Annotated in this window: 19 protein-coding genes; 8 read left to right on the top strand and 11 right to left on the bottom strand. The window is 59.1% G+C overall.

What is annotated here, in order from left to right; genetic code table 11:
• Positions 1-65: 65 nt before the first annotated feature.
• On the top strand, positions 66-506 hold the full coding sequence (locus AC2FD8_RS01645) for a DUF4399 domain-containing protein (RefSeq protein ID WP_496853612.1): 441 nt from the start codon (positions 66-68) through the stop codon (positions 504-506).
• 137 nt (positions 507-643) lie between these two features.
• Here the strand turns inward: AC2FD8_RS01645 and AC2FD8_RS01640 are convergent, their stop codons facing one another.
• A complete protein-coding gene (locus AC2FD8_RS01640) occupies positions 644-2671 on the bottom strand; it encodes a 2,4-dienoyl-CoA reductase FMN-binding domain-containing protein (protein ID WP_496853613.1) in 2028 nt (675 codons plus the stop codon).
• A gap of 137 nt (positions 2672-2808) precedes the next feature.
• Here AC2FD8_RS01640 and AC2FD8_RS01635 point away from each other — a divergent pair, with 137 nt between their 5' ends.
• From AC2FD8_RS01635 to AC2FD8_RS01625, 3 genes are all read left to right on the top strand, one after another.
• On the top strand, positions 2809-3294 hold the full coding sequence (locus AC2FD8_RS01635; RefSeq protein ID WP_496853614.1) for an RNA pyrophosphohydrolase: 486 nt from the start codon (positions 2809-2811) through the stop codon (positions 3292-3294).
• 66 nt (positions 3295-3360) lie between these two features.
• On the top strand, positions 3361-4734 hold the full coding sequence (locus AC2FD8_RS01630) for a radical SAM protein (protein ID WP_496853615.1): 1374 nt from the start codon (positions 3361-3363) through the stop codon (positions 4732-4734).
• Positions 4731-5570 carry a DUF547 domain-containing protein gene (locus AC2FD8_RS01625; RefSeq protein ID WP_496853616.1) on the top strand — a complete coding sequence of 280 codons (840 nt, stop codon included), beginning with the start codon at positions 4731-4733 and terminating at the stop codon, positions 5568-5570. Before AC2FD8_RS01630 ends, AC2FD8_RS01625 begins: the two co-directional genes overlap by 4 nt.
• A gap of 36 nt (positions 5571-5606) precedes the next feature.
• On the opposite strand, the gene AC2FD8_RS01620 is transcribed toward AC2FD8_RS01625, so the two are convergent.
• Entirely contained in the window at positions 5607-6596 is a 990-nt protein-coding gene (locus AC2FD8_RS01620) for an adenosine kinase (protein WP_496853617.1), read from the bottom strand.
• Positions 6593-7237, bottom strand: a complete 645-nt coding sequence (gene nth, locus AC2FD8_RS01615) for an endonuclease III (protein ID WP_496853618.1) — start codon at positions 7235-7237, stop codon at positions 6593-6595. The genes AC2FD8_RS01620 and nth overlap by 4 nt, the downstream gene beginning before the upstream one ends.
• Before the next feature lie 118 nt (positions 7238-7355).
• Between nth and AC2FD8_RS01610 the strand changes: the two genes are divergently transcribed.
• Both AC2FD8_RS01610 and AC2FD8_RS01605 read left to right on the top strand, forming a co-directional pair.
• A complete protein-coding gene (locus AC2FD8_RS01610) occupies positions 7356-8198 on the top strand; it encodes a bifunctional helix-turn-helix domain-containing protein/methylated-DNA--[protein]-cysteine S-methyltransferase (protein ID WP_496853619.1) in 843 nt (280 codons plus the stop codon).
• A gap of 174 nt (positions 8199-8372) precedes the next feature.
• Complete coding sequence (locus tag AC2FD8_RS01605) at positions 8373-8810, top strand: glyoxalase superfamily protein (RefSeq protein ID WP_496853620.1); 438 nt, start codon at positions 8373-8375, stop codon at positions 8808-8810.
• A 55-nt stretch (positions 8811-8865) separates the two neighbouring features.
• Here the strand turns inward: AC2FD8_RS01605 and AC2FD8_RS01600 are convergent, their stop codons facing one another.
• Complete coding sequence (locus AC2FD8_RS01600) at positions 8866-10305, bottom strand: aldehyde dehydrogenase family protein (protein ID WP_496854002.1); 1440 nt, start codon at positions 10303-10305, stop codon at positions 8866-8868.
• 203 nt (positions 10306-10508) lie between these two features.
• Here AC2FD8_RS01600 and AC2FD8_RS01595 point away from each other — a divergent pair, with 203 nt between their 5' ends.
• The gene (locus tag AC2FD8_RS01595; protein WP_496853621.1) at positions 10509-11159 is read left to right on the top strand and encodes a peroxiredoxin; all 651 of its coding nucleotides are present in this window, start codon (positions 10509-10511) and stop codon (positions 11157-11159) included.
• A 71-nt stretch (positions 11160-11230) separates the two neighbouring features.
• Here AC2FD8_RS01595 and AC2FD8_RS01590 read toward each other — a convergent pair whose 3' ends face one another.
• The 4 genes from AC2FD8_RS01590 to pnp form a co-directional block, all read right to left on the bottom strand.
• Positions 11231-11962 carry a glycosyltransferase family 25 protein gene (locus tag AC2FD8_RS01590; protein WP_496853622.1) on the bottom strand — a complete coding sequence of 244 codons (732 nt, stop codon included), beginning with the start codon at positions 11960-11962 and terminating at the stop codon, positions 11231-11233.
• Between the two features lie 70 nt (positions 11963-12032).
• On the bottom strand, positions 12033-12722 hold the full coding sequence (locus AC2FD8_RS01585; RefSeq protein ID WP_496853623.1) for an outer membrane protein: 690 nt from the start codon (positions 12720-12722) through the stop codon (positions 12033-12035).
• A 187-nt stretch (positions 12723-12909) separates the two neighbouring features.
• Positions 12910-13914 (bottom strand): Hint domain-containing protein, encoded by a 1005-nt coding sequence (locus tag AC2FD8_RS01580; protein WP_496853624.1) that lies wholly within the window; start codon positions 13912-13914, stop codon positions 12910-12912.
• Positions 13915-14092: 178 nt separating this feature from the next.
• Positions 14093-16240, bottom strand: a complete 2148-nt coding sequence (gene pnp / locus AC2FD8_RS01575; protein WP_496853625.1) for a polyribonucleotide nucleotidyltransferase — start codon at positions 16238-16240, stop codon at positions 14093-14095.
• A gap of 416 nt (positions 16241-16656) precedes the next feature.
• On the opposite strand from pnp, the gene AC2FD8_RS01570 reads away from it, so the two are divergent.
• Complete coding sequence (locus AC2FD8_RS01570; protein WP_496853626.1) at positions 16657-17409, top strand: class I SAM-dependent methyltransferase; 753 nt, start codon at positions 16657-16659, stop codon at positions 17407-17409.
• A 280-nt stretch (positions 17410-17689) separates the two neighbouring features.
• Here the strand turns inward: AC2FD8_RS01570 and rpsO are convergent, their stop codons facing one another.
• The 3 genes from rpsO to AC2FD8_RS01555 all read right to left on the bottom strand — a co-directional run bounded on the left by rpsO (position 17690) and on the right by AC2FD8_RS01555 (position 19711).
• Entirely contained in the window at positions 17690-17959 is a 270-nt protein-coding gene (gene rpsO, locus AC2FD8_RS01565) for a 30S ribosomal protein S15 (RefSeq protein ID WP_039543122.1), read from the bottom strand.
• 143 nt (positions 17960-18102) lie between these two features.
• The gene (locus tag AC2FD8_RS01560) at positions 18103-19110 is read right to left on the bottom strand and encodes a calcium-binding protein (RefSeq protein WP_496853627.1); all 1008 of its coding nucleotides are present in this window, start codon (positions 19108-19110) and stop codon (positions 18103-18105) included.
• Between the two features lie 97 nt (positions 19111-19207).
• Positions 19208-19711, bottom strand: a complete 504-nt coding sequence (locus tag AC2FD8_RS01555; RefSeq protein WP_170667402.1) for a DUF1643 domain-containing protein — start codon at positions 19709-19711, stop codon at positions 19208-19210.
• Between the last annotated feature and the right edge of the window lie 48 nt (positions 19712-19759).

Below are 19759 nucleotides of genomic sequence, written 5' to 3'. Positions count from 1 at the left end.
TTTTCTGGAAAATTTTCCAGATGTGCTAGGTTGAGAATGGCATTTTTGTGACGAGGGAGGAGATCATGAAAGCCACTATAGCAGCTATTTCAGTAGCTCTGTTTGCAACTGCCGCCGCGGCGCAGGAACAAACACCATCCGCACCGGAGGCGCAGGTCTATTTCGCGAACCTTGCGGATGGCGACACAGTACAATCGCCGGTCACGGTGATCTTTGGCCTCAGTGGCATGGGCGTCGCGCCAGCCGGGACCGAAGCCGACAATACCGGCCACCACCATCTGCTGATCAACCGCCCGCCGCTGGGTCAGGGCGAAGACGGCGCGGATGAGTTGCTCTATGGGTTGCCCGCAGACGACAACCACATGCATTTCGGCGGTGGCCAGACCGAGGTGACGCTGGATCTGCCCGCAGGTCAACATACGCTGCAACTGGTTTTGGGCGATGCGGGTCACGTGCCGCACGACCCTCCGATTGTGTCCGAGGTGATTACGATTTCGGTTGAGTAGTGCGACCGCCGGGCAACCCCGTACCCGAGGGTTTTGGGGCTGCTCAGCGTATTAAGTACCTGTTATGTGGCGGTATTTCTTCGATCACATTGGGTGATCAGGGGGGCAACACTTGGCGCAGAGCAGGTTCTGCGCCCCTACATTGCGGCGGCCAGACGTGTGCCCTGATTGATGGCCCGTTTCGCATCCAATTCTGCTGCTACATCCGCACCACCAATCACATGCGGCGTGATCCCGCGTTCGATCAGGGCGTCCGCAAGGCTGCGCTCGGACAGTTGACCAGAACACAGAACGATGGTGTCCGCAGCAATCACCGTCGGGTCGGCGCGCTCTTCGCCAAAGCTGATATGTAGGCCGTCATCGTCGATATGCTCATAGTTCACGCCGCCGACGAAGTTGACGTTTTTCATCTTCAGCGTCGCGCGGTGAATCCAGCCGGTGGTCTTGCCCAAGCCTTTGCCATGCGCCTGTTTCTTGCGCTGCAGTAACGTGATCTGACGTGCTGGAGCTGCAGGCTGAGGGCCTTCCGGTGCCAGACCCGAGCGGTGCTGTTCCGGGTCGGTTACGCCCCATTCCTTCATCCATGCAGGCAGGTCGGTGGTGATGCTGTGGCCGTCCTCCAGCAGGAACTCGGACACGTCAAAGCCGATTCCGCCCGCGCCGATCACGGCGACGGATTTGCCGACCTCTGCTTTCTCGCGCAGCACGTCGATATAGCTGATGACGTTGTCGCGGTCCTGACCAGGGATTTCCGGATCACGCGGGATGACGCCAGTGGCGATGACCACTTCGTCAAAGCCGGTCAGGTCGTCGGCGCTGACCTCGCGGTTCAGTTCCACTTTCACGCCCAGATCATCCATCATGGTGCGGTACCAGTCGACCAGCCCCCAGAATTCCTCTTTTCCCGGCACCTGTTTCGCCATGTTCAACTGTCCGCCGATCTCCGAGGCACGGTCGAACAGCGTGACGTCATGGCCGCGCTGGGCGGCGGTCATGGCAGTGGACAGACCTGCCGGGCCAGCGCCCACAATGGCAACGGTCTTGCGCGTCTCGGCCTTGCCAATGACCAGTTCGGTCTCATGACACGCACGTGGGTTGACCAGGCAGGAGGTCAGCTTGCCGCCAAATGTGTGGTCCAGACATGCTTGATTGCAGGCGATACAAGGCGCGATCTGCGCGGACTGACCGGCATTCGCCTTGTTGACGAAATCTGCGTCCGCCAGCATCGGACGCGCCAGCGAAACCATGTCGGCGCAGCCGGTTGACAGGACCTCTTCGGCGACTTCGGGCGTATTGATCCGGTTCGAGGTGATCACCGGGATACCAACCTTGCCCATCAGCTTTTTGGTCACCCACGCAAAAGCTGCGCGCGGCACGCTGGTTGCGATGGTGGGAATCCGAGCCTCGTGCCAGCCGATGCCAGTATTGATGATCGTCGCACCGGCTTGTTCGATCCGCTGTGCAAGTTCGACCACCTCGTCATGGGTGGACCCATTCGGGACCAGATCAATCATCGACAACCGGTAGATGATGATGAAATCAGTACCCACAGCCTCACGCGTGCGTCGCACGACCTCGATCGGCAGGCGCATACGGTTTTCATAGGAACCGCCCCAGCGATCCTCGCGTTTGTTGGTGTGGGTCACGAGGAACTGGTTCAGGAAATACCCCTCGGAGCCCATGATCTCGACCCCGTCATAGCCCGCCTTCTGGGCAAGAACAGCCGCGTTCACGATGTCGCCGACCTGCTTTTCGATACCTTCTTCGTCCAGCTCGCTGGGGGGAAAGGGAGAGATGGGGGATTTCACCGGGCTGGGCGCTACGCATTTGGGGCCATAGGCATAGCGTCCGGCGTGCAGAATTTGCATCGCGATTTTGCCGCCCGCCTCATGCACACGGCTGGTCACGACCGAGTGGTTCGCCACGTCCTTGTCGGTGGTCATCATCGCCGCCCCCGGCAGGACAGAGCCTTCGAGGTTCGGGCCAATCCCACCCGTCACCATCAGCGCCACACCCCCGCGTGCGCGATCCGCATAGAACTCGGCCACGCGGTTCCAGTCGCCGGTCTCTTCCAACCCGGTATGCATCGAGCCCATCAGCACGCGGTTCTTCAACGTGGTAAAGCCCAGGTCCAGCGGGGCCAGCATGTTTGGGTACGCAGTCATGGCGAACTCTCCCTTCCGAAGTTGAAGAATAGATTGACGTTCGCGTCAACTTTGTCACGTGAAACCTAACGTCATCCCCTTTGCGCTTGTCGCGCAGCTTGATAGAGAGGTCGCGAACCCTATCCAAGAGGCCACGCATGACCCCGGAAGAGATCGCCAAACTGCCCTATCGCCCCTGTGTCGGGCTGATGCTGATGAATGCCGAGGGCAAGATTTTTGTGGGCCAGCGCAATGACCGCCACAAGGACGCGTGGCAGATGCCTCAGGGTGGGGTGGACAAGGGCGAGGACCCTCGCGACGCAGCGCTGCGCGAGCTGTGGGAAGAAACCGGCGTGACGGCTGATCTGGTCGAGGTCGTGGCCGAGACTGACGGCTGGCTGCCCTATGATCTGCCGCACGACATCGTTCCGAAAATCTGGAAAGGCCGCTATCGCGGGCAAGAGCAGAAGTGGTTTCTGTTGCGCTTCACCGGCCATGACGACCAGATCAATATTGCAACGGACCATCCGGAATTCACCAGCTGGAAATGGCAGGCCCCGGATCAACTGGTCGAAGAAATCGTGCCGTTCAAACGCGCGGTCTACGAGCAGGTGATCGCGGCTTTTGCGGATCATCTGAGCTGATCACCAGCCTGCACGTTGCCGTGAGGGGGCGTGGTTCGGGTCAAGGCGTGCCTCTAGCTTGGGGGCATGAAAGACACCCTGCCAGACCCCATCACCATCAAACCCGCCGGACGGCGATTTCAAGGTACGGACCAGCGCGCGCCTCTGCGTGAGGGATTGCGCGGGTGCGGAGAGTTCGGCCCCTCTCAGACGGCAGGGCGGTTCTACCCGATGGCTTGCGTCGCGCTTGAGGTGACGCAGCGCTGCAATCTGGACTGCACGCTCTGCTACCTCTCGGACCGGGCCGAGATGACCTATGATCCCCCGCTCTCGGTCCTGTTCGCGCGAATTGCCACGATCCGCAGCCACTATGGCCGCGGCGTTTCTGTGCAATTGACCGGCGGCGACCCGACCCTGCGCAAGGTCGAGGATCTTGAGGCGCTCTGCCGCGAGATCAGGCGGCTGGGCATGCGTTCGTGCCTGATGACCAACGGTATCCGCGCCAGCCGGGCGATGCTGACGCGGTTGGCCGCCGTGGGGCTGGATGACGTGGCCTTTCACGTGGACATGACTCAAGAGCGCAACGGGTTCACTTCCGAGGTGGAGCTGAACCGCGTGCGCAAAACCTATATCGACCGGGCGCGTGGCTTGGGGCTGCGTATCCTTTTCAACACGACCGTTTTCGGAGGCAATTTTGCTGAAATTCCCGCCTTGGCCAAGTTTCTAAGGGATCAACCCGAGGTCGGTTTTGTCTCGTTCCAGATGCAGGCAGATACCGGGCGGGGCGTGCTTCGGGCCAGACCCGATGCAATCACGCAAGACAGCGTCATCCGCGCGGTCGAGCAGGGTTATGGCACGTCTTTAGATTTCAACTCGGCCGCCGTCGGGCATTCCAGTTGCAACCGGTATGGCAGCGTTGTTTCGGCAGGAGGCAGGGCCGTGTCGTTGCTGTCGAACCAGCGCTTGGTTCAGCGGGTGATTGCGGCGCTTGAAGATGTGGATACAGGCCAAGACGCTCATATCCGCATCCGTCCCAGCGTGGGACGCTTGGTTCGCCGCCACCCGCTGCTGGCCCTTTGGGCGCTTGGCCATCTGGCCAGGTGTCTTCTGCGGCTGGGGTCGGGGGTGCTGCGCGGACCGATACGGCGGCAGGCTGTATTCATCCACAATTTCATGGCTGCAGATGCGTTGGAGGAGGACCGCTGCGCCTCTTGTGTGTTCATGGTTGCGACGGCCAACGGGCCGCTGTCAATGTGCGTCCACAACGCGCAGCGCGATCAGCATCTGGCCGCGCCGGATCGGGTGGATAGCCCGATGGGCACCTATTGGTGGAACGCGGCGACGCGCGGCCTGTCTGCGCGCCCGGACTTGCCCGCGCTGAAAGACCCCGAGGCGGCCTCGCTGAAGCGCCTCAAGGGGCAATTGCGCGCTGCTCGTCAAAGCCGAAAGGACGCTTCATGAGACAGGTTCTGATCCTGCTGCTGCTGCCGCTTCTGACCGCCTGCGCCAGTGTCGAGAGGCTTGCCCTGCCCACCGCGACGCCCTTGCCCGACACGACCCTGACCCGCGCCGCACCCCCTCCGGGTGAGAGGGTGAATCATGGCGATTGGACCCGCTTTCTGACCCGCTACGTGGCCCCCGATGCGCGCGGTGTGAACCGGGTGGCCTATGGACAGGTGAGCGCGGCGGACAGCGCGCTGCTGGATGATTATCTGACCGAGCTGCAGGCCGTGGACCTGGCTGATCTGACCCGCGATCAGCAATTGGCCTATTGGATCAACCTCTATAACGCGCTGACGGTGGATGTGGTGCTTGAGGCCTACCCGGTCGCCTCGATCCGCGACATCAAGGACGGGCCATTGTCGATCGGTCCATGGGGTCGCCCTTTGGCCGTGGTATCGGGTCAGAGCCTGACCCTGAACGATATCGAACACCGGATCATCCGCCCGACGTTCAATGAGCCGCGCATCCACTACGCGCTGAATTGCGCGGCGATGGGGTGCCCGAACCTGATGGCCCGCGCGTGGGAGGCTGACACGCTGGAACGGGACCTCGCCGCAGCCGAGCGTGCCTATGTCAACGACCCGCGTGGGGTGCGGTTTGATGATCAGGGGCGGCTTATCGTGTCGAAAATCTACATCTGGTTCCGCGAGGATTTCGGACCGAATGAACAGGCTATAATCGCCTATCTCGAAACAGCAGCCGACCCGGAGATGCAACAGCGCCTCAAACAAGCCCGACGTGTGAATGCCTATGAGTATGATTGGGCGTTGAACGACGCAGCCACCGGCTCCTGAAGGCCGGCGCATGGGCGCCGACCCCGGATCAGTGTCTTACAACAGGCCTTCGGCGCGCAGCAGGTCCTGCATGTTCGCCTCGGGGCGCGGGCCGATATGGCTGATCACTTCGCGCGCGCAGACATTGCCGATCTTGGCGCAGGTCTCATAGTCGCGGCCGGTGGCCATGCCGTACAGGAAACCGGCGGCGAACTGATCGCCTGCGCCGGTCGCATCCACGGGCACCACTTTTTCGACCGCAACATCGTGACGGGTTTCGCCGCTCAGGACTGTCACGCCATCGCCCGAACGGGTGCAGACGACCAGAGGGCAGATTGCGGCGGTTTTGGCCAGTGCGTCCTCAAGATCATCGGTTTCGAACAGCGATTTGATCTCGGCCTCGTTGCCGATCACGAAGTCCAGTTCGTTCTCGATCAGCAGCAGGAAATCGACCCGGTGGCGCTCGACGCAGAAAGGATCGGAAATGGCGATACCGGCCTTGCCGCCGCCCTTGTGACAGGCGCGCGCGGCCTCAAGAAACGCGGCTTTGCCTTTTTCCTTGTCGAACAGATAGCCCTCAAGGAACATGATCTGGCTGCTGCCCGCCACGTCCGACGAAACATCCTCGGACGACAGTTCCGATGAAATCCCCAGATAGGTGTTCATCGACCGCTCGCCATCCGGCGACACGAAGATCATCGAGCGCGAGGTCGGCAGCTCGCCGCCCGGCACAGGCGGGTTCACGAAATCCACGCCGTCTTCGTTCATCGCATCGGCGTAGAAGCGACCCAGCGCGTCATCATGCACGCGGCCAATAAAGGCGGCATCCAGACCCAGCGCGCCCGCGCCCGCAATGGTGTTCGCGACCGAGCCGCCCGGCGTCTGCACCCGGCCCTCCATCGAGGCATAGAGCACTTCGCCGCGCTCCTGCTCGATCAGTTGCATGATGCCTTTTTCGATGCCCATCAGTTCCAGGAAACTGTCATCGGCCTGGGAAATGACATCCACAACGGCATTTCCGATGCCGGTCAGTTGGTAGGTTTTCATAGGGTCTTGTCCTCGAATTGACAGAGATCACGGATGATGCAGGTCGGGCATTGCGGCTTGCGCGCCTTGCAGTGATAGCGCCCGTGCAGGATCAGCCAGTGATGTGCATGGAGTTGAAAGTCGGCAGGAATATTGTCCTCAATGGCGCGCTCGACGGCATCCACGTCCTTGCCGGGGCAGATGCCGCTGCGGTTGCCGACGCGGAAGATATGCGTATCCACCGCCTGCGCCGGTTGCCGCCACCACATGTTCAGAACCACATTGGCCGTTTTGCGCCCGACACCGGGCAGCGATTGCAGTGCGGCGCGGGAGTTGGGAACCTCGCCACCGTAGTCGTCGACCAGAATGCGGCTGAGTTTGATGACGTTCTTGGCCTTCTGCCGGAACAGGCCGATTGTCTTGATGTGCTGGGTCAGGCCCTCTTCGCCCAGATCCAGCATCTTTTGCGGTGTATCTGCGATCTTGAACAGCTCACGCGTGGCCTTGTTGACCCCCGCATCCGTCGCCTGCGCCGACAGCGCCACAGCAACGACCAGAGTATAGACGTTCACATGCTCCAGCTCGCCCTTGGGTTCCGGGTCGGCCTCTTGAAAGCGCGTAAAGATCTCGCGGATCGTATGGTAATCGAGTTGCTTTGCCATCCGCGCCTTAATGCCGCCCGCGGGCCTGTGACACAAGCCCAAAGCCAATGCGCAACTTCCGGGTCGCGGGGACGTTAGCTGCGCGGTATGGTTCGGATCAACAGATGAGGTGCAAGCCATGAACGTCCAGCCCCCTGAAAGCGGATACCACTACAACGTCATGCGACGCGCGATCGAGGTGATCGATCAGGGCGGCGAAATCCTCAGCCTTGAGGAGCTGGCCGCTCAGATGGGCATGAGCCCCGCCCATTTCCAGCGCCTGTTCTCGCGCTGGACCGGTGTGTCGCCAAAGCGGTACCAGCAATACCTGACGCTGGGCCATGCCAAGGCCCTGCTGCGTGAACGCTTCACCACGCTTGAGACCGCCCATAACGTCGGGCTGTCCGGCAGTGGCCGCCTGCATGATTTGTTCCTGAAATGGGAATCCATGAGCCCCGGTGAGTACGCCCGCAAAGGCGCAGGGCTGACGGTCTATTGGGGGTGGTTCGATTGCCCCTTTGGTCCGGCGCTGGTCATGGGGACCGACAAAGGCATATGTGGCATGGCCTTTGGTGCCGAAACCGGCGAGGCCGCCGCGATGGAGGACATGACCGCGCGCTGGCCCAAGGCCAATTTCGTCGAGGATGCCGAAAAGCTGCGTCCTTGGGTCGAGGCCTCGTTCGGTGCAGACCGGTCCGAGACGCCACTGCATCTGATCGGCTCACCCCTGCAGATCAAGGTGTGGGAGGCGCTGATGCATATCCCCTCGGGTCAGGTCACAACCTATTCGGAAATCGCACAGCGGGTGGGGTCGCCTCAGGCGGTGCGCGCGGTGGGGACGGCGGTTGGGCGCAATCCGGTCAGCTGGTTGATCCCTTGTCATCGGGCGTTGCGCAAGTCGGGCGGTCTGGGTGGATACCACTGGGGTCTGCCGGTAAAGCGCGCGATGCTGGCCTATGAGGCCGCGCAGGCGGATGCCTGATTGACTCTGGATCATTCCAATGCCAAAGGACGCGCAAGGTTTGGGTCTCCTGCCGTTCGCGACCTTTGGCTTTGGTGAAACCCTGAATTTGAACATCTGTTGCCACTTTCACGGCGCGCGGATGGTAATGCGAACCCCGTCCTGATTTCGCGCCCGTTCAAGGAAACGAGGCACATGATGACGATACAAAAGACGATCCCACCAGTGGACGAGTTGAAGGCGCAAGCCAAGCGCTTGCGTGAAGACCTACGCGCCAGAGACGTGACTGTGTCACATAGCGAGGCGTTGGAGATGCTCGCCCATCAATATGGCGTTCGGGATTGGAATACACTGCACGCAAAGGCCGGAAACCGCATGCACCTGCGTGTCGGAGATCGGGTCGAAGGGCGATATCTGGGACAACCGTTCTCAGCCGAAATACGCGGCATGACCCTGTTGGGTGACGGATCCAACCGCAGGGTTACGCTGCATTTTGAAACGCCGGTTGATGTGGTGAAGTTCGAGAGCTTTTCCGCGTTCCGCCAACGTGTCACCGGGGTGATCGGTTGGGATGGACGTTCAGCGCAAAGGACGTCGGACGGGCAACCCCAGCTGGTTGTGCGTCCGGCCTAGAAAAGGGTGAGGCTCTGCCCGAGCCTCACCAATCGTTCTGGGTTAGGCCTTATGGCTATTCTGCCGCCCAGCCGCCGACGGCTTTGATCTCAAGGAAGTCTTCCAGACCAAATACACCGCCTTCGCGGCCGTTGCCGGATTGCTTCATGCCGCCAAACGGAGAGCCCGCGCTGCGCGACTGGCCGTTCATCTCGACCATCCCGGATCGCAACACCCGCGCCATACGGTTGGCGCGCGCGCTGTCCTGTGTCTGGACGTAGTTGGTCAGGCCATAGGGCGTGTCATTGGCGATCTCGACGGCTTCTTCCTCGGTGTCGAAGGGGATCATGGTCAGAACTGGGCCGAAGATCTCCTGCCGCGCAATGGTCATCTGGTTGTTGGCATCTGCAAACACCGTCGGGCGCACATAGTAGCCCTTGTTCAGCCCCTCGGGCCGTCCGGTGCCGCCCGCGACCAGCCGCGCGCCTTCGTCGAGACCGGCTTGGATCAGGTCCTGAATCTTGGTCCACTGAAGCTCATTCACAACGGGGCCGATATGTCGGCCTTCCTCCGTTGCAGGACCGACCGTGACAGCATTGGCCACTTCGGCTGCGGTCTCTACGGCCTTGTCATAAATCGGGCGCTGCACCAGCATCCGGCTGGGGGCGTTACAGCTTTGGCCGGTGTTGTTCATCATGTGCAGAACACCGCGTTTCACGGCCTTTTCATCCGCATCCTCAAAGATCACGTTGGCGCCTTTGCCGCCCAGTTCCAGATGCACCTTCTTCAGTGTATCGGCAGCGCTTTTTGAGATCGCAGTACCCGCGCGGGTCGAGCCGGTGAAGCTGATCATGTCCACATCCGGATGCGCAGAGAGTTGCGAACCAACGCCCGCGCCATCACCGTTCACCAGGTTGAATACTCCGGGTGGAAAACCAGCCTCGTCCATCAGTTCGGCAAAGATCATCGCATTCAGGGGGCTCTGCTCAGACGGTTTCAGAACCATCGTACAGCCCGCAATCGCCGCTGCGCCGACCTTGAGGGTGATCTGGTTCATCGGCCAGTTCCATGGAGTGATCAGACCGGCGACGCCTACGGCCTCGTAGATGATGCGGTCATTGGGGGCGTGGTCGCCAAGCGGGCGTTCGAATTCAAACGCCTTGGCGGCGCGGATGAAGTTTTTCAGGTGATAGATACCGGCACCGGATTGAGCCGTGCGCGACATGTCGATCGGGGCGCCCATCTCAAGCGACATAGCCTGCGCTAGGTCCTCGGACCGGGTCATGTAGAGGTCGGCCAGCTTTTCGACCAGGGCGATACGTTCTTGGACCGGCGTGGCCATCCAGCCGGGCAACGCCGCCTTGGCCGCGGCAACGGCGGCGTCGGTGTCGGCCTGAGAGCCAAGGGAGATCACCGCGCAGGGTTCTTCGGTCGAAGGGTTGATGACCTTGAAATCATTCGCCTCAGATGGGGCAACCCATTGGCCGTCAATGTAGAAATCGCGCTTTTCGATCATGGCGTATCCTCTGGGTCGTGATGTCATAGATTGGTTTTGCCGGGCAGTCTGACATTCGCTTTGAGGCGCGGCAAGAGGGGAGTTTTATCAAACCTGTCAGGCTTGGTTTTGAAAAAAGACTTTTGCGGAAGGTGTAACTCTGACGCAAAGTGGTTAGGTTCACGGCATTCGACTCGGTCAGTAACCAAAGAAGGAGTTGCACCATGGGTTTGCGTATCAACGACACGGTCCCGAATTTCACCGCAGAGACGGATCACGGCACCATTCAGTTTCACGACTGGATCGGTGACAGCTGGGCGATCCTGTTCTCGCATCCCAAGGATTTCACCCCGGTCTGCACCACCGAGTTTTCGGCTGTGGCCCAACTGAACGACGAATGGGCGGCGCGCAATACCAAGGTGATCGGTGTTTCGGTCGACGGTGTTGAAGACCACAAGAAGTGGAAGAAAGACATCGAAGCCTATGGCAAGGCCAACGCTGGTTTTCCGATCATTGCAGATGATGGTCTGGCGGTATCCAAGGCCTTTGACATGCTTCCCGCCGAGGCCTACCTGCCCGATGGCCGCACCCCGGCTGACAGCGCCACCGTGCGTTCGGTGTTCATCATCGGTCCTGACAAGCAGTTGAAGCTTTCGATGACCTATCCGATGACCGTGGGCCGGAACTTTGCCGAGATCCTGCGGGCGCTGGACGGATTGCAGATGTCGTCCAAGGGTGTTGCGACACCTGCGAATTGGGTGCCGGGTGAAGATGTGATCATCCCGCCGACCGTCTCAAACGAAGACGCCAAGGCGAAATTCGGGGAGTTCGAGACGATCTTCCCGTATCTGCGCAAGACCAAGGCTCCGTCCTGATTTAGGTCGGGTCAGGGGGGCTGTCTGCCCCCCATCGCGCCCGGGGGCGCGATTCCCCCCCGAGGATATTTTCAGCCAGATGAAGCAGGCGGGCGCTGCGGGTGCAGGTGGAGCTGCGCCCGGTAGGCGGCGCGTTTGACTTCGCGGGTCAGTTTGTCTGAGAAGGGCGGTTTCGTCTGGATGGTTGAGCCGCCGATTTCGCGGGCCACTTCGCGGTTGCCGCTGCCCAGAAGGGCATGGATTGGCTGGCCGGTGATCCAGTGCATTTGCAGGAACGTATCCACGGGGCGGTCGATTTGATCGGTTGCCTGCAAGAGCCGCTTGGCGGCGTTGCGGCCGACCATCTGGCAGACGCATTGCAGGCCGATCACTTTGGGCAGGATCAGGCTTAGGCCATCTTGCTCGGCTAGTGTGTGGGCCGCGACTTCGCGTTGTTTGACGGGGATGCGGATATAGTGGTCCGGGGTGGCGATGGCATGCAGCAGTTTGATTGCTTCGGCCATTTTGTCAGGATCGACGCTCAGGTCATCCTCGGTGATGATGGCCAGGTCGATCTCTTCATCCACCAGTTTCTGCCAGAGGCGTCGGTGGCTTTGGAATACGCCGATTTCCGCGGGGCGCAGGTCGAACGGGTAGTGCGGTTTGTACAAAGTACCGGGATGCAGGCGGACATCTGCGATCTGGGCCGGGTCGCGCCCGTTGGTCGCCTCGAACAGTTCGGCATTCGGCAGGTCCTTGAACAGCTGGTCTGCATTGGCGCGGCGGGCCGTGCTGGAGGACATATGGATGATGAAAGATTGCATGCCCCCGTGCATAGAACACGCGGGCATGCGGGGGAAGTGAAACCGGAGAAAAACGCCTCCCCCAATCGGTTCAGAAATTGTAGCGCAGGCCGAAGTTCAGGCTGAACGTATCCAGATCATCTTCGACCGTGCCGGTGAGGGCACCGTTCGGGGCCAGACGCTCGGACGAGACGTCAAAGGCGCGGGAATAGCGTGCATCGACAGTGAAGGCGGTGTTGGCGTTGATATCATAGGCAACACCAGCGATCAGCTGGGCGGCAAAGTTGGTGTCGCTGTCGTCCAGCTCGACCCCAGGTCCGTAAGCGAAGTTGATATCGGAATATGTGGCCCCCAGACCAAAGCCTGCATATGGCGTCAGCGGGCCGGATTGCTTGAAGTCAAACAGGATATTGGCAAAAAGCGAGGTCTGTGTGATGTCGCCCGAGATATTACCCTCGGCCGCAGGGCCATTGCCCGAGAAGTTCACGCCATCCACATCATTGTCGCGGTAGGACAGCTCCAGCTCGACCCGGGTGCCGATACTGTCATTCGACCATTGGGGGATCTCTTTACCGAACGCAATACCCAGCCCATAGCCGCCATCGAAATCGGTATCGACCGTTTGAGAGTTGCCGCCGATGCTGCCCGAGAAATCCGTGTCCTGCAGTTGGCTATAGCCGAGAAAGCCCTGAATATAGGCACCGTCGGTCAAGCTCTGCGCTGCTACAGCGGATGCCCCGAGTGTCATCGCCGCCGAGGCAAGAATAAGTCGCGTAGCCATGTTCATGTCCTTTGTTCCACATTGCATATTGCGCAGATGTGGGTGGAACATGGCTAAAGGGAAGCCCACAGTCTTTCACTTCGGATCACAGCAACTTGGATGGGCGTGACCGAATAATTTTGCGGTGAACGACAGTGTTCTTGTTGCAGCAGTCGCCCCTTTTTTTATAGCTGTTTCTCTGGCCTGTTCAGGTCGAAGATGCCCTTATTTCGGGAAGATTTCGCGGAACAGTCAAATCTGCCTGCAGCACACGGGCTTCAAAAGATTTCATGATCGGAAGAGCGGTGTTCCCGTAGCATTTCGCATCCACGAACAACTCTGGAAACAGCTCACACAGCTCGCGTTTCACGACAGGGGCCAGAGCGCCCATTGTGGTGTCGCCGGGGAAAAAGGACTCGGACCAAACGCCTTCTACGTTCACCAGTTCGTGTTGGTCGAAAAGAATATGAACATACACAACTTCGTTTTCTGGTGACATGTGGCGAATGCGTGTGCCGTCTACAAGGGCTTTGGCCGGGGCAAGCATCATTGGATTGAAGAAGTGAACCTCCATCAGGTCGGATGTCACGACGATCCTGTGCTGCGGCGATACCTTCAAGTCGCGCGACGGCAACCCATTTGCGAAGTGATCCATTGGAATGCAGACCGGACGCAAATGTGGCGCCTTGGTCAGTTCTTCCGAGGACAATCGACGGAAACCGATCCACCTGACGGGCGCAGCGCGACCCTGGGCTGTGAGAACCAAATCGCCAGGTCTGAGTGTCTCGATCCGGCAGTCGCCTGCAGGGGTTTTGATCAGGGCCCCTTCGGTAAAACAAACAAATGTGGGCAGTGTTTCGTATTCGGAAGGTGGCGCTGTTATGATCGAGTTGTTGGTGTTTTCGATCGTATCGCCGACCTCAACCTCGCCTGAAGTGACGACAATGTACTGTGGGTTGAAAAACTGCAGCAGAGTAAAGGTGACAGGGTCTCCGCCAACGTCGCCGCTATAGGTTTCAAAGACCTGGAAATTTGTCGAGTTTCCAAGGAAACCCGGTACTGCGCTGACATCTAACTGCAGCCCGCCATCTGCGTCCGGGTCTTCCAGTTCGTCATCGTTGTCGACAATGGCAACCTGATATTCCGCCAGAACGACGACATCTGAGCTGCCTAACGGGTCAACATCTATCTCGTAGATCGAAATAAACTTCATGTTAGGCGTGCCCTAAGTGAATGAAGAAAATTCGAAATTACGGTGAAGTTTACACGCTATGAGAGAGTTTTGGTAGGTATTGGTTGTTTGACCTTGTCGACTGTGCCCGCGGGACCCCTATTGAACAAAAAAAGACCCCGAACCATGTCGGGGTCTTTCTTGTTGAGAGAGGGGCAGATTATTCCGCGCCTTCTTTCTTTTCTTTCTGCTCAGGAACGATCTCTTCGCCAGTTTCCTGATCAACGACTTTCATCGACAGGCGCACCTTGCCGCGATCGTCAAAGCCCAGCAGCTTGACCTTAACTTCCTGGCCTTCCTTCAGAACATCCGACGGGTGGTTCAGGCGGCGGTTTTCGATCTGGGACACGTGGACCAGACCGTCGCGCTTGCCAAAGAAGTTCACGAAGGCGCCGAAATCGACGATCTTGACGACTTTGCCGGTGTAGACCTGACCTTCTTCCGGCTCAGCCACGATCGAGTGGATCATCTCATAGGCCTTCTTGATCGATTCACCGTCGGGCGAGGCGATCTTGATCACGCCATCATCGTTGATGTCGACCTTGGCGCCCGAGGTTTCCACGATCTCGCGGATGACCTTACCGCCCGAGCCGATCACTTCACGGATCTTGTCGGTCGGGATGTTCATGGTCTCGATGCGCGGCGCGTGGACCGAGAAATCGTTGGTCTCGGACAGGGCTTTGCCCATCTCGCCCAGAATGTGCATCCGGCCGTCCTTGGCTTGCGCCAGGGCTTTCTCCATGATCTCGGGTGTAATGCCCGCAACCTTGATGTCCATCTGCAGCGAGGTGATGCCGTTTTCAGTACCCGCCACTTTGAAGTCCATGTCGCCCAGGTGGTCTTCGTCACCCAGAATGTCCGACAGGATGGCGTATTCGCCGTCATCTTCCAGGATCAGACCCATGGCCACACCGGCAACCGGTGCTTTTAGCGGAACGCCCGCATCCATCATCGACAGCGAACCGCCGCAGACCGACGCCATCGAGCTGGAGCCGTTGGATTCAGTGATCTCCGACACGATACGGATCGTGTAGGGGAAGTCGGTCGCCGCAGGCAGAACCGCCTGCAGGGCGCGCCATGCCAGTTTGCCGTGGCCGATCTCACGACGGCCCGGGCCACCCACACGACCAACTTCACCAACCGAGTAGGGAGGGAAGTTATAGTGCAGCAGGAAGTTCGATTTGAAGTTGCCGTGCAGCGCGTCGATGAACTGTTCGTCATCACCGGTGCCCAGCGTGGTCACGGCCAGCGCCTGCGTTTCACCACGGGTGAACAGGGCGGACCCGTGCGTACGCGGCAGCATCGAGGTTTCTGCAACGATCGAACGGATATCGGTGGTCGAACGACCGTCGATCCGCTTGCCGCCCTTGACGACGTCGCCGCGCAGAATGCCGGCTTCCAGCTTTTTCATCGCGGAACCGAGGTTGCCGTCTTCCAGCTGTTCCTCGGTCAACGCTTCTTTGATCGCTTCACGAGCCGCGGCAACAGCGGCGGTGCGCTCTTGCTTGTCGGTGATTGCGAAGGCGGCGCGCATTTGCTCTTCACCGGCGGCCTTAACGGCGGCGTACAGATCCGAGTAATCGGGAGCCTGGAAGTCAAACGGCTCTTTCGCGGCGTCTTCGGCCAGCGAGATGATCAGGTCGATCACCGGTTGAATCTGCTCATGCGCAAAGTTCACTGCGCCCAGCATTTCCGCCTCGGACAGTTCGTAAGCTTCCGATTCCACCATCATCACGGCGTCTTTGGTCCCGGCAACAACCAGATCCAGACGCTGTTCAGGGTTCAGGCGCAGGTCCTGCATGTCGTCGACCGTCGGGTTCAGAACGTATTCACCGTCTTCGAAACCAACACGGGCACCGGCGATCGGGCCACGGAACGGCGCGCCGGAAATGGTCAGCGCGGCGGACGCAGCAATCATCGCGACGATGTCGGGGTCGTTGACCAGATCGTGGGACAGTACGGTGCACATCACGAGAACTTCGTTTTTGAAGCCGTCAACGAATAGCGGGCGGATCGGACGGTCGATCAGACGCGCGGTCAGCGTCTCTTTCTCGGTCGGGCGCGCCTCACGCTTGAAGAAGCCGCCCGGAACCTTACCGGCGGCATAGTATTTCTCTTGGTAATGCACGGTCAGTGGGAAAAAGTCCTGACCGGGTTTTTGCGCCCGCGCAAAGGTCACGTTGGCCATGACGCTGGTTTCGCCCAGCGTGGCAATCACGCTGCCGTCGGCCTGACGGGCAACCTTGCCGGTTTCCAGTGTCAGCGTCTCTTCGCCCCACTGCATAGATTTCTTAGTTACATCAAACATATGCGTATCCTAGAACGGAGCACTCCCGCCCCTGCGGGTCTCCGGTTTGCATGGCGGCCCCATTGCCGCCGACCCCACTTTATCTTCCATTCGAGTGCCGGGGTCAGGGCACAACGTCTCAGATACCCGCGCGCTTACATGAGTTTGGGGGGGAAGGGAAGTGGGAACCGGGCACGTAGTCCTTGCGGTTTGTTGCCTCAATTCTAGACGAGGCAGTAATTTACAGGTGGCGATTTCCTAGCGACGAAATTGAATCCTCTCAAAGAAAACCGCGTTTCCCGGTGTATCGATTGGGCGATGTAAACCGCGTCCGCATCTTTGTGCATGGTATTCGCGAAGCTATTGCGTTGACATTTCAATCTCTCAACGAGATTCCTTACGGGAACTCGGTGTAGCAAACAGCTTGGGAGGAATTCGTGGCAATTGTTGATGTCTTGGCAGCGCGTTTGATCGAAGATGTGAAATCCAATGACCTTACCGGTCGCTTTCTGATGCTAGGTCGACAGAATTGGGTTGGGGTACGGCGGGCGGCTTCAGCAGATTTGTTTAAAGAGGTGTTGAAGACACATTTGCCTGAATTGACAGAATCTGACCTTCGCAATTCAGAAGATGGCTACTCAGAAACGTTCTTCCGAAAGCTTGGATTCTCAGAAGTGGATTCTTTGGATTTTTCTGATTTCGAAGGCGCGAGCATCGTTCAGGATCTGGCCGGTGATTTGCCTGACAACCTTATTGGGAGGTTTGACGTTATTTATGATGGAGGCACTTGCGAACACGTTTTCGATTTGCCGTCAGCATACAGGAACATTGACAAGATGTTGAAGCCCGGAGGGGTTTTTATCGCACATTCGCCGTCGAACAACTGGATCAACCACGGCTTTTATCAGATTTGCCCAGAGATTGTTTATGGGTTTTGGGTCAATGCGATGCGTTACGAGGCGTTGAAATGTGTGTGGCAACCCCTTAGGCCATTTGCTGCGCGCGACGTGGTAAAAATGACGGACCCCAACAAGACAAAAAAGCGACCGCGTGCTTTGGGGTCCTTTTCCCCAGGAGTTCCAGTGCTTTTGGACTATGTCGTCCGGAAGCCGGTTGTAGACGCAGGGCCAAATGGCACCGTAAAACAAAGTGACTATGCGACACGTTGGGAAAGCCACGCTGATAGTTAGGATGAGTATTTTCCTTCACCGCCCACATGATGGTTGATAAAGTGCGCTACTGGCTTTGTTTCGGGTCTGGGTTAGGTTTGGCGTTCTCAACGTTTTAGCCTCAAAATGGCGAGCAACCTTAAACGGCTTTCCAAGTGGGTGTCGACACGCGAGTGAATTGTCTTTTCAGAAAAATGAGCCGCCCAAACGAGCTGAAATTGCGTTCACGTCGTTTGTCGGTTGGATCGACAAAAAAACGCCCGCCGGTTGGGCGGGCGTTTGGAAGGAAAACAAAAAGCGCTTAGCGGCGGATGCCCAGCTTTTTGATCAGGTCCTGATAGCGTGCTTCTTCCTTACCCTTCAGGTAGTCCAGCAGCTTACGGCGCTGGGCGACCATTTTGAGCAGACCGCGACGACCGTGGTTGTCTTTCTTGTGGGTCTTGAAGTGCTCGGTCAGGGTGGTGATGCGCGAGGTCAGGATGGCAACCTGGACTTCAGGCGAACCGGTGTCGCCGTCCTTGGTGCCGAATTCTTTCATGACGCGTGCTTTTTCAGCGGCAGTAATCGACATCGGGGTCTCCTTTAAAGGTTAGAGTTGATGGCGCAGGCCGGGATGTCGTCCAGCACAGGCCCATGGAGAAAACCGCACCGATTCCGATGCGGATGGGCGCATATAGGCGCTTTTGGTTTGAATGGCAAAGGGAATCTGGCGGCTCAGCCTGTGGGCAGGTAGTCCGCCAACTCGGCCTCGGTCAGGAGATGGATATCGTCCACCGTCAGCCCGTCGGCCCCGAACAGATGCGCGACCTCGTGGCCGTTGAGGCTGACGCGGGTCAGGTTCTCATTCTCGGGGTCCTGCTCGATTTCGATCTCGGGTGGGTCCTGATCTTCCCAGGTGATCAGCAGGCGGTCCTCACCGGGTTGAAAGCCCATCACGGTGATTTCGGAATTCTCCGTGTCGGCGATGATGTCATCCGCGCCTGCGCCTCCGGTCGCGACGTCGCCGTCTTTGGCCAGTATCGTGTCCTCACCGGCGCCGCCGTTCAGGTAGTCCGTCTCGCCGTCATCCTCATCGCCCAGCAACAGATCGTCGCCCTCGCTGCCGAAGAGAGTATCCTCACCCGCACCGCCAGTCAGAGTGTCGTCACCATAGCCGCCATGCAGGGCATCATTGCCTTCTCCACCCTGCAGATCATCGTCGCCCTGACCACCATAGAGCGCGTCGTTGCCTTCGCCGCCCTGCAAATGATCGTCGCCGAAATGACCAAATAGCCTGTCATTGCCCTCATCCCCGAACAGGGTGTCATCACCTGCCTCGCCATGCAGCAGGTCATCGCCCTGACCGCCGGACAGGGTGTCCTGACCTTCGGCTCCGTGCATCACATCGTTGCCGTCGCCGCCCATGATGTGGTCATCACCGCCATAGCCGTTGATCTGGTCCGTGCCGTTCTGCCCGGTAATGACATCTTTGTTGTCGCTTCCGGCGATCACCAGATCGCCTTCATGTTCCGAGATCACCTTGCCACCGGTGGTCGTGTCGTCGCTATCCTGCGGGGGCTCGGTGCTTTCGCCGATGTCAAGGAACTCACCCTTGCTGATTTCGGTCTGGCTTTCGTCTTCCGCGCCTTCGTCCTGCTCATCTTCGTCTTCGATGAACACATCCCCGATGGCGTATGCCGCGCCGCCAACGGCGGCCAATCCGATCAACCCGGCCAGAAACATATCGAACCCTCCGAAAGAAAAAAGACGCCTTGGCGGCATTGTCCCATTCGAACGGTTCATCGGTCAAAGCATAGCTGGCCGAGTGGTTAACCCTTTGTCACCAGGGTTCGGGCTGCTGGGTGTAGGCGATGTAAAGCGGATGCTTGGGATGCCCGGCTTTGGACAACCCCAGATGAAACAGAGGCTGCCCGGTGCCGCGCAGCAGCGCCTCAACCGCCGGACCGCGGTCCAGATGTGCGCCATGGGTGCCCCAGGCGGCAATGACCTGATCGGCCCATTGGGCGCCGTCCAGAATGGCCGCGTCATTTGCCGGGCCCACCGGATCAGCAGCGGCGCGCATCTTGCGCGGATCGGTGTCGCGCCATGCAAAGATGTTGGTGACCTGAAACGCCCCGAACCCCAGCGCCCGTGCGCGGCGTTCGCAGCGCTCGACCGTGGGGTCGTTTTGCACCTCGGTCGCGGTTGACGGGTTCAGCATCACAAAAAGCGCCTTACGCCCGGCCGGATCCCAAACACGGGTCAGGCTATAGCGGTACTTTTCGCAATCTGAATAAACGGCGGTCGAGGGCGCATCGCCCTTGGTATGCGTTCGGGTAATCATACTAGATTTATACAATTCTCATTTTGATACCGCGATATGTGGAACATG

Source organism: Ruegeria sp. YTSC192 (assembly GCF_059609705.1).
The sequence above is the reverse complement of the archived record's forward strand: the minus strand, read 5'-3'. Positions and strand labels throughout refer to the sequence as shown.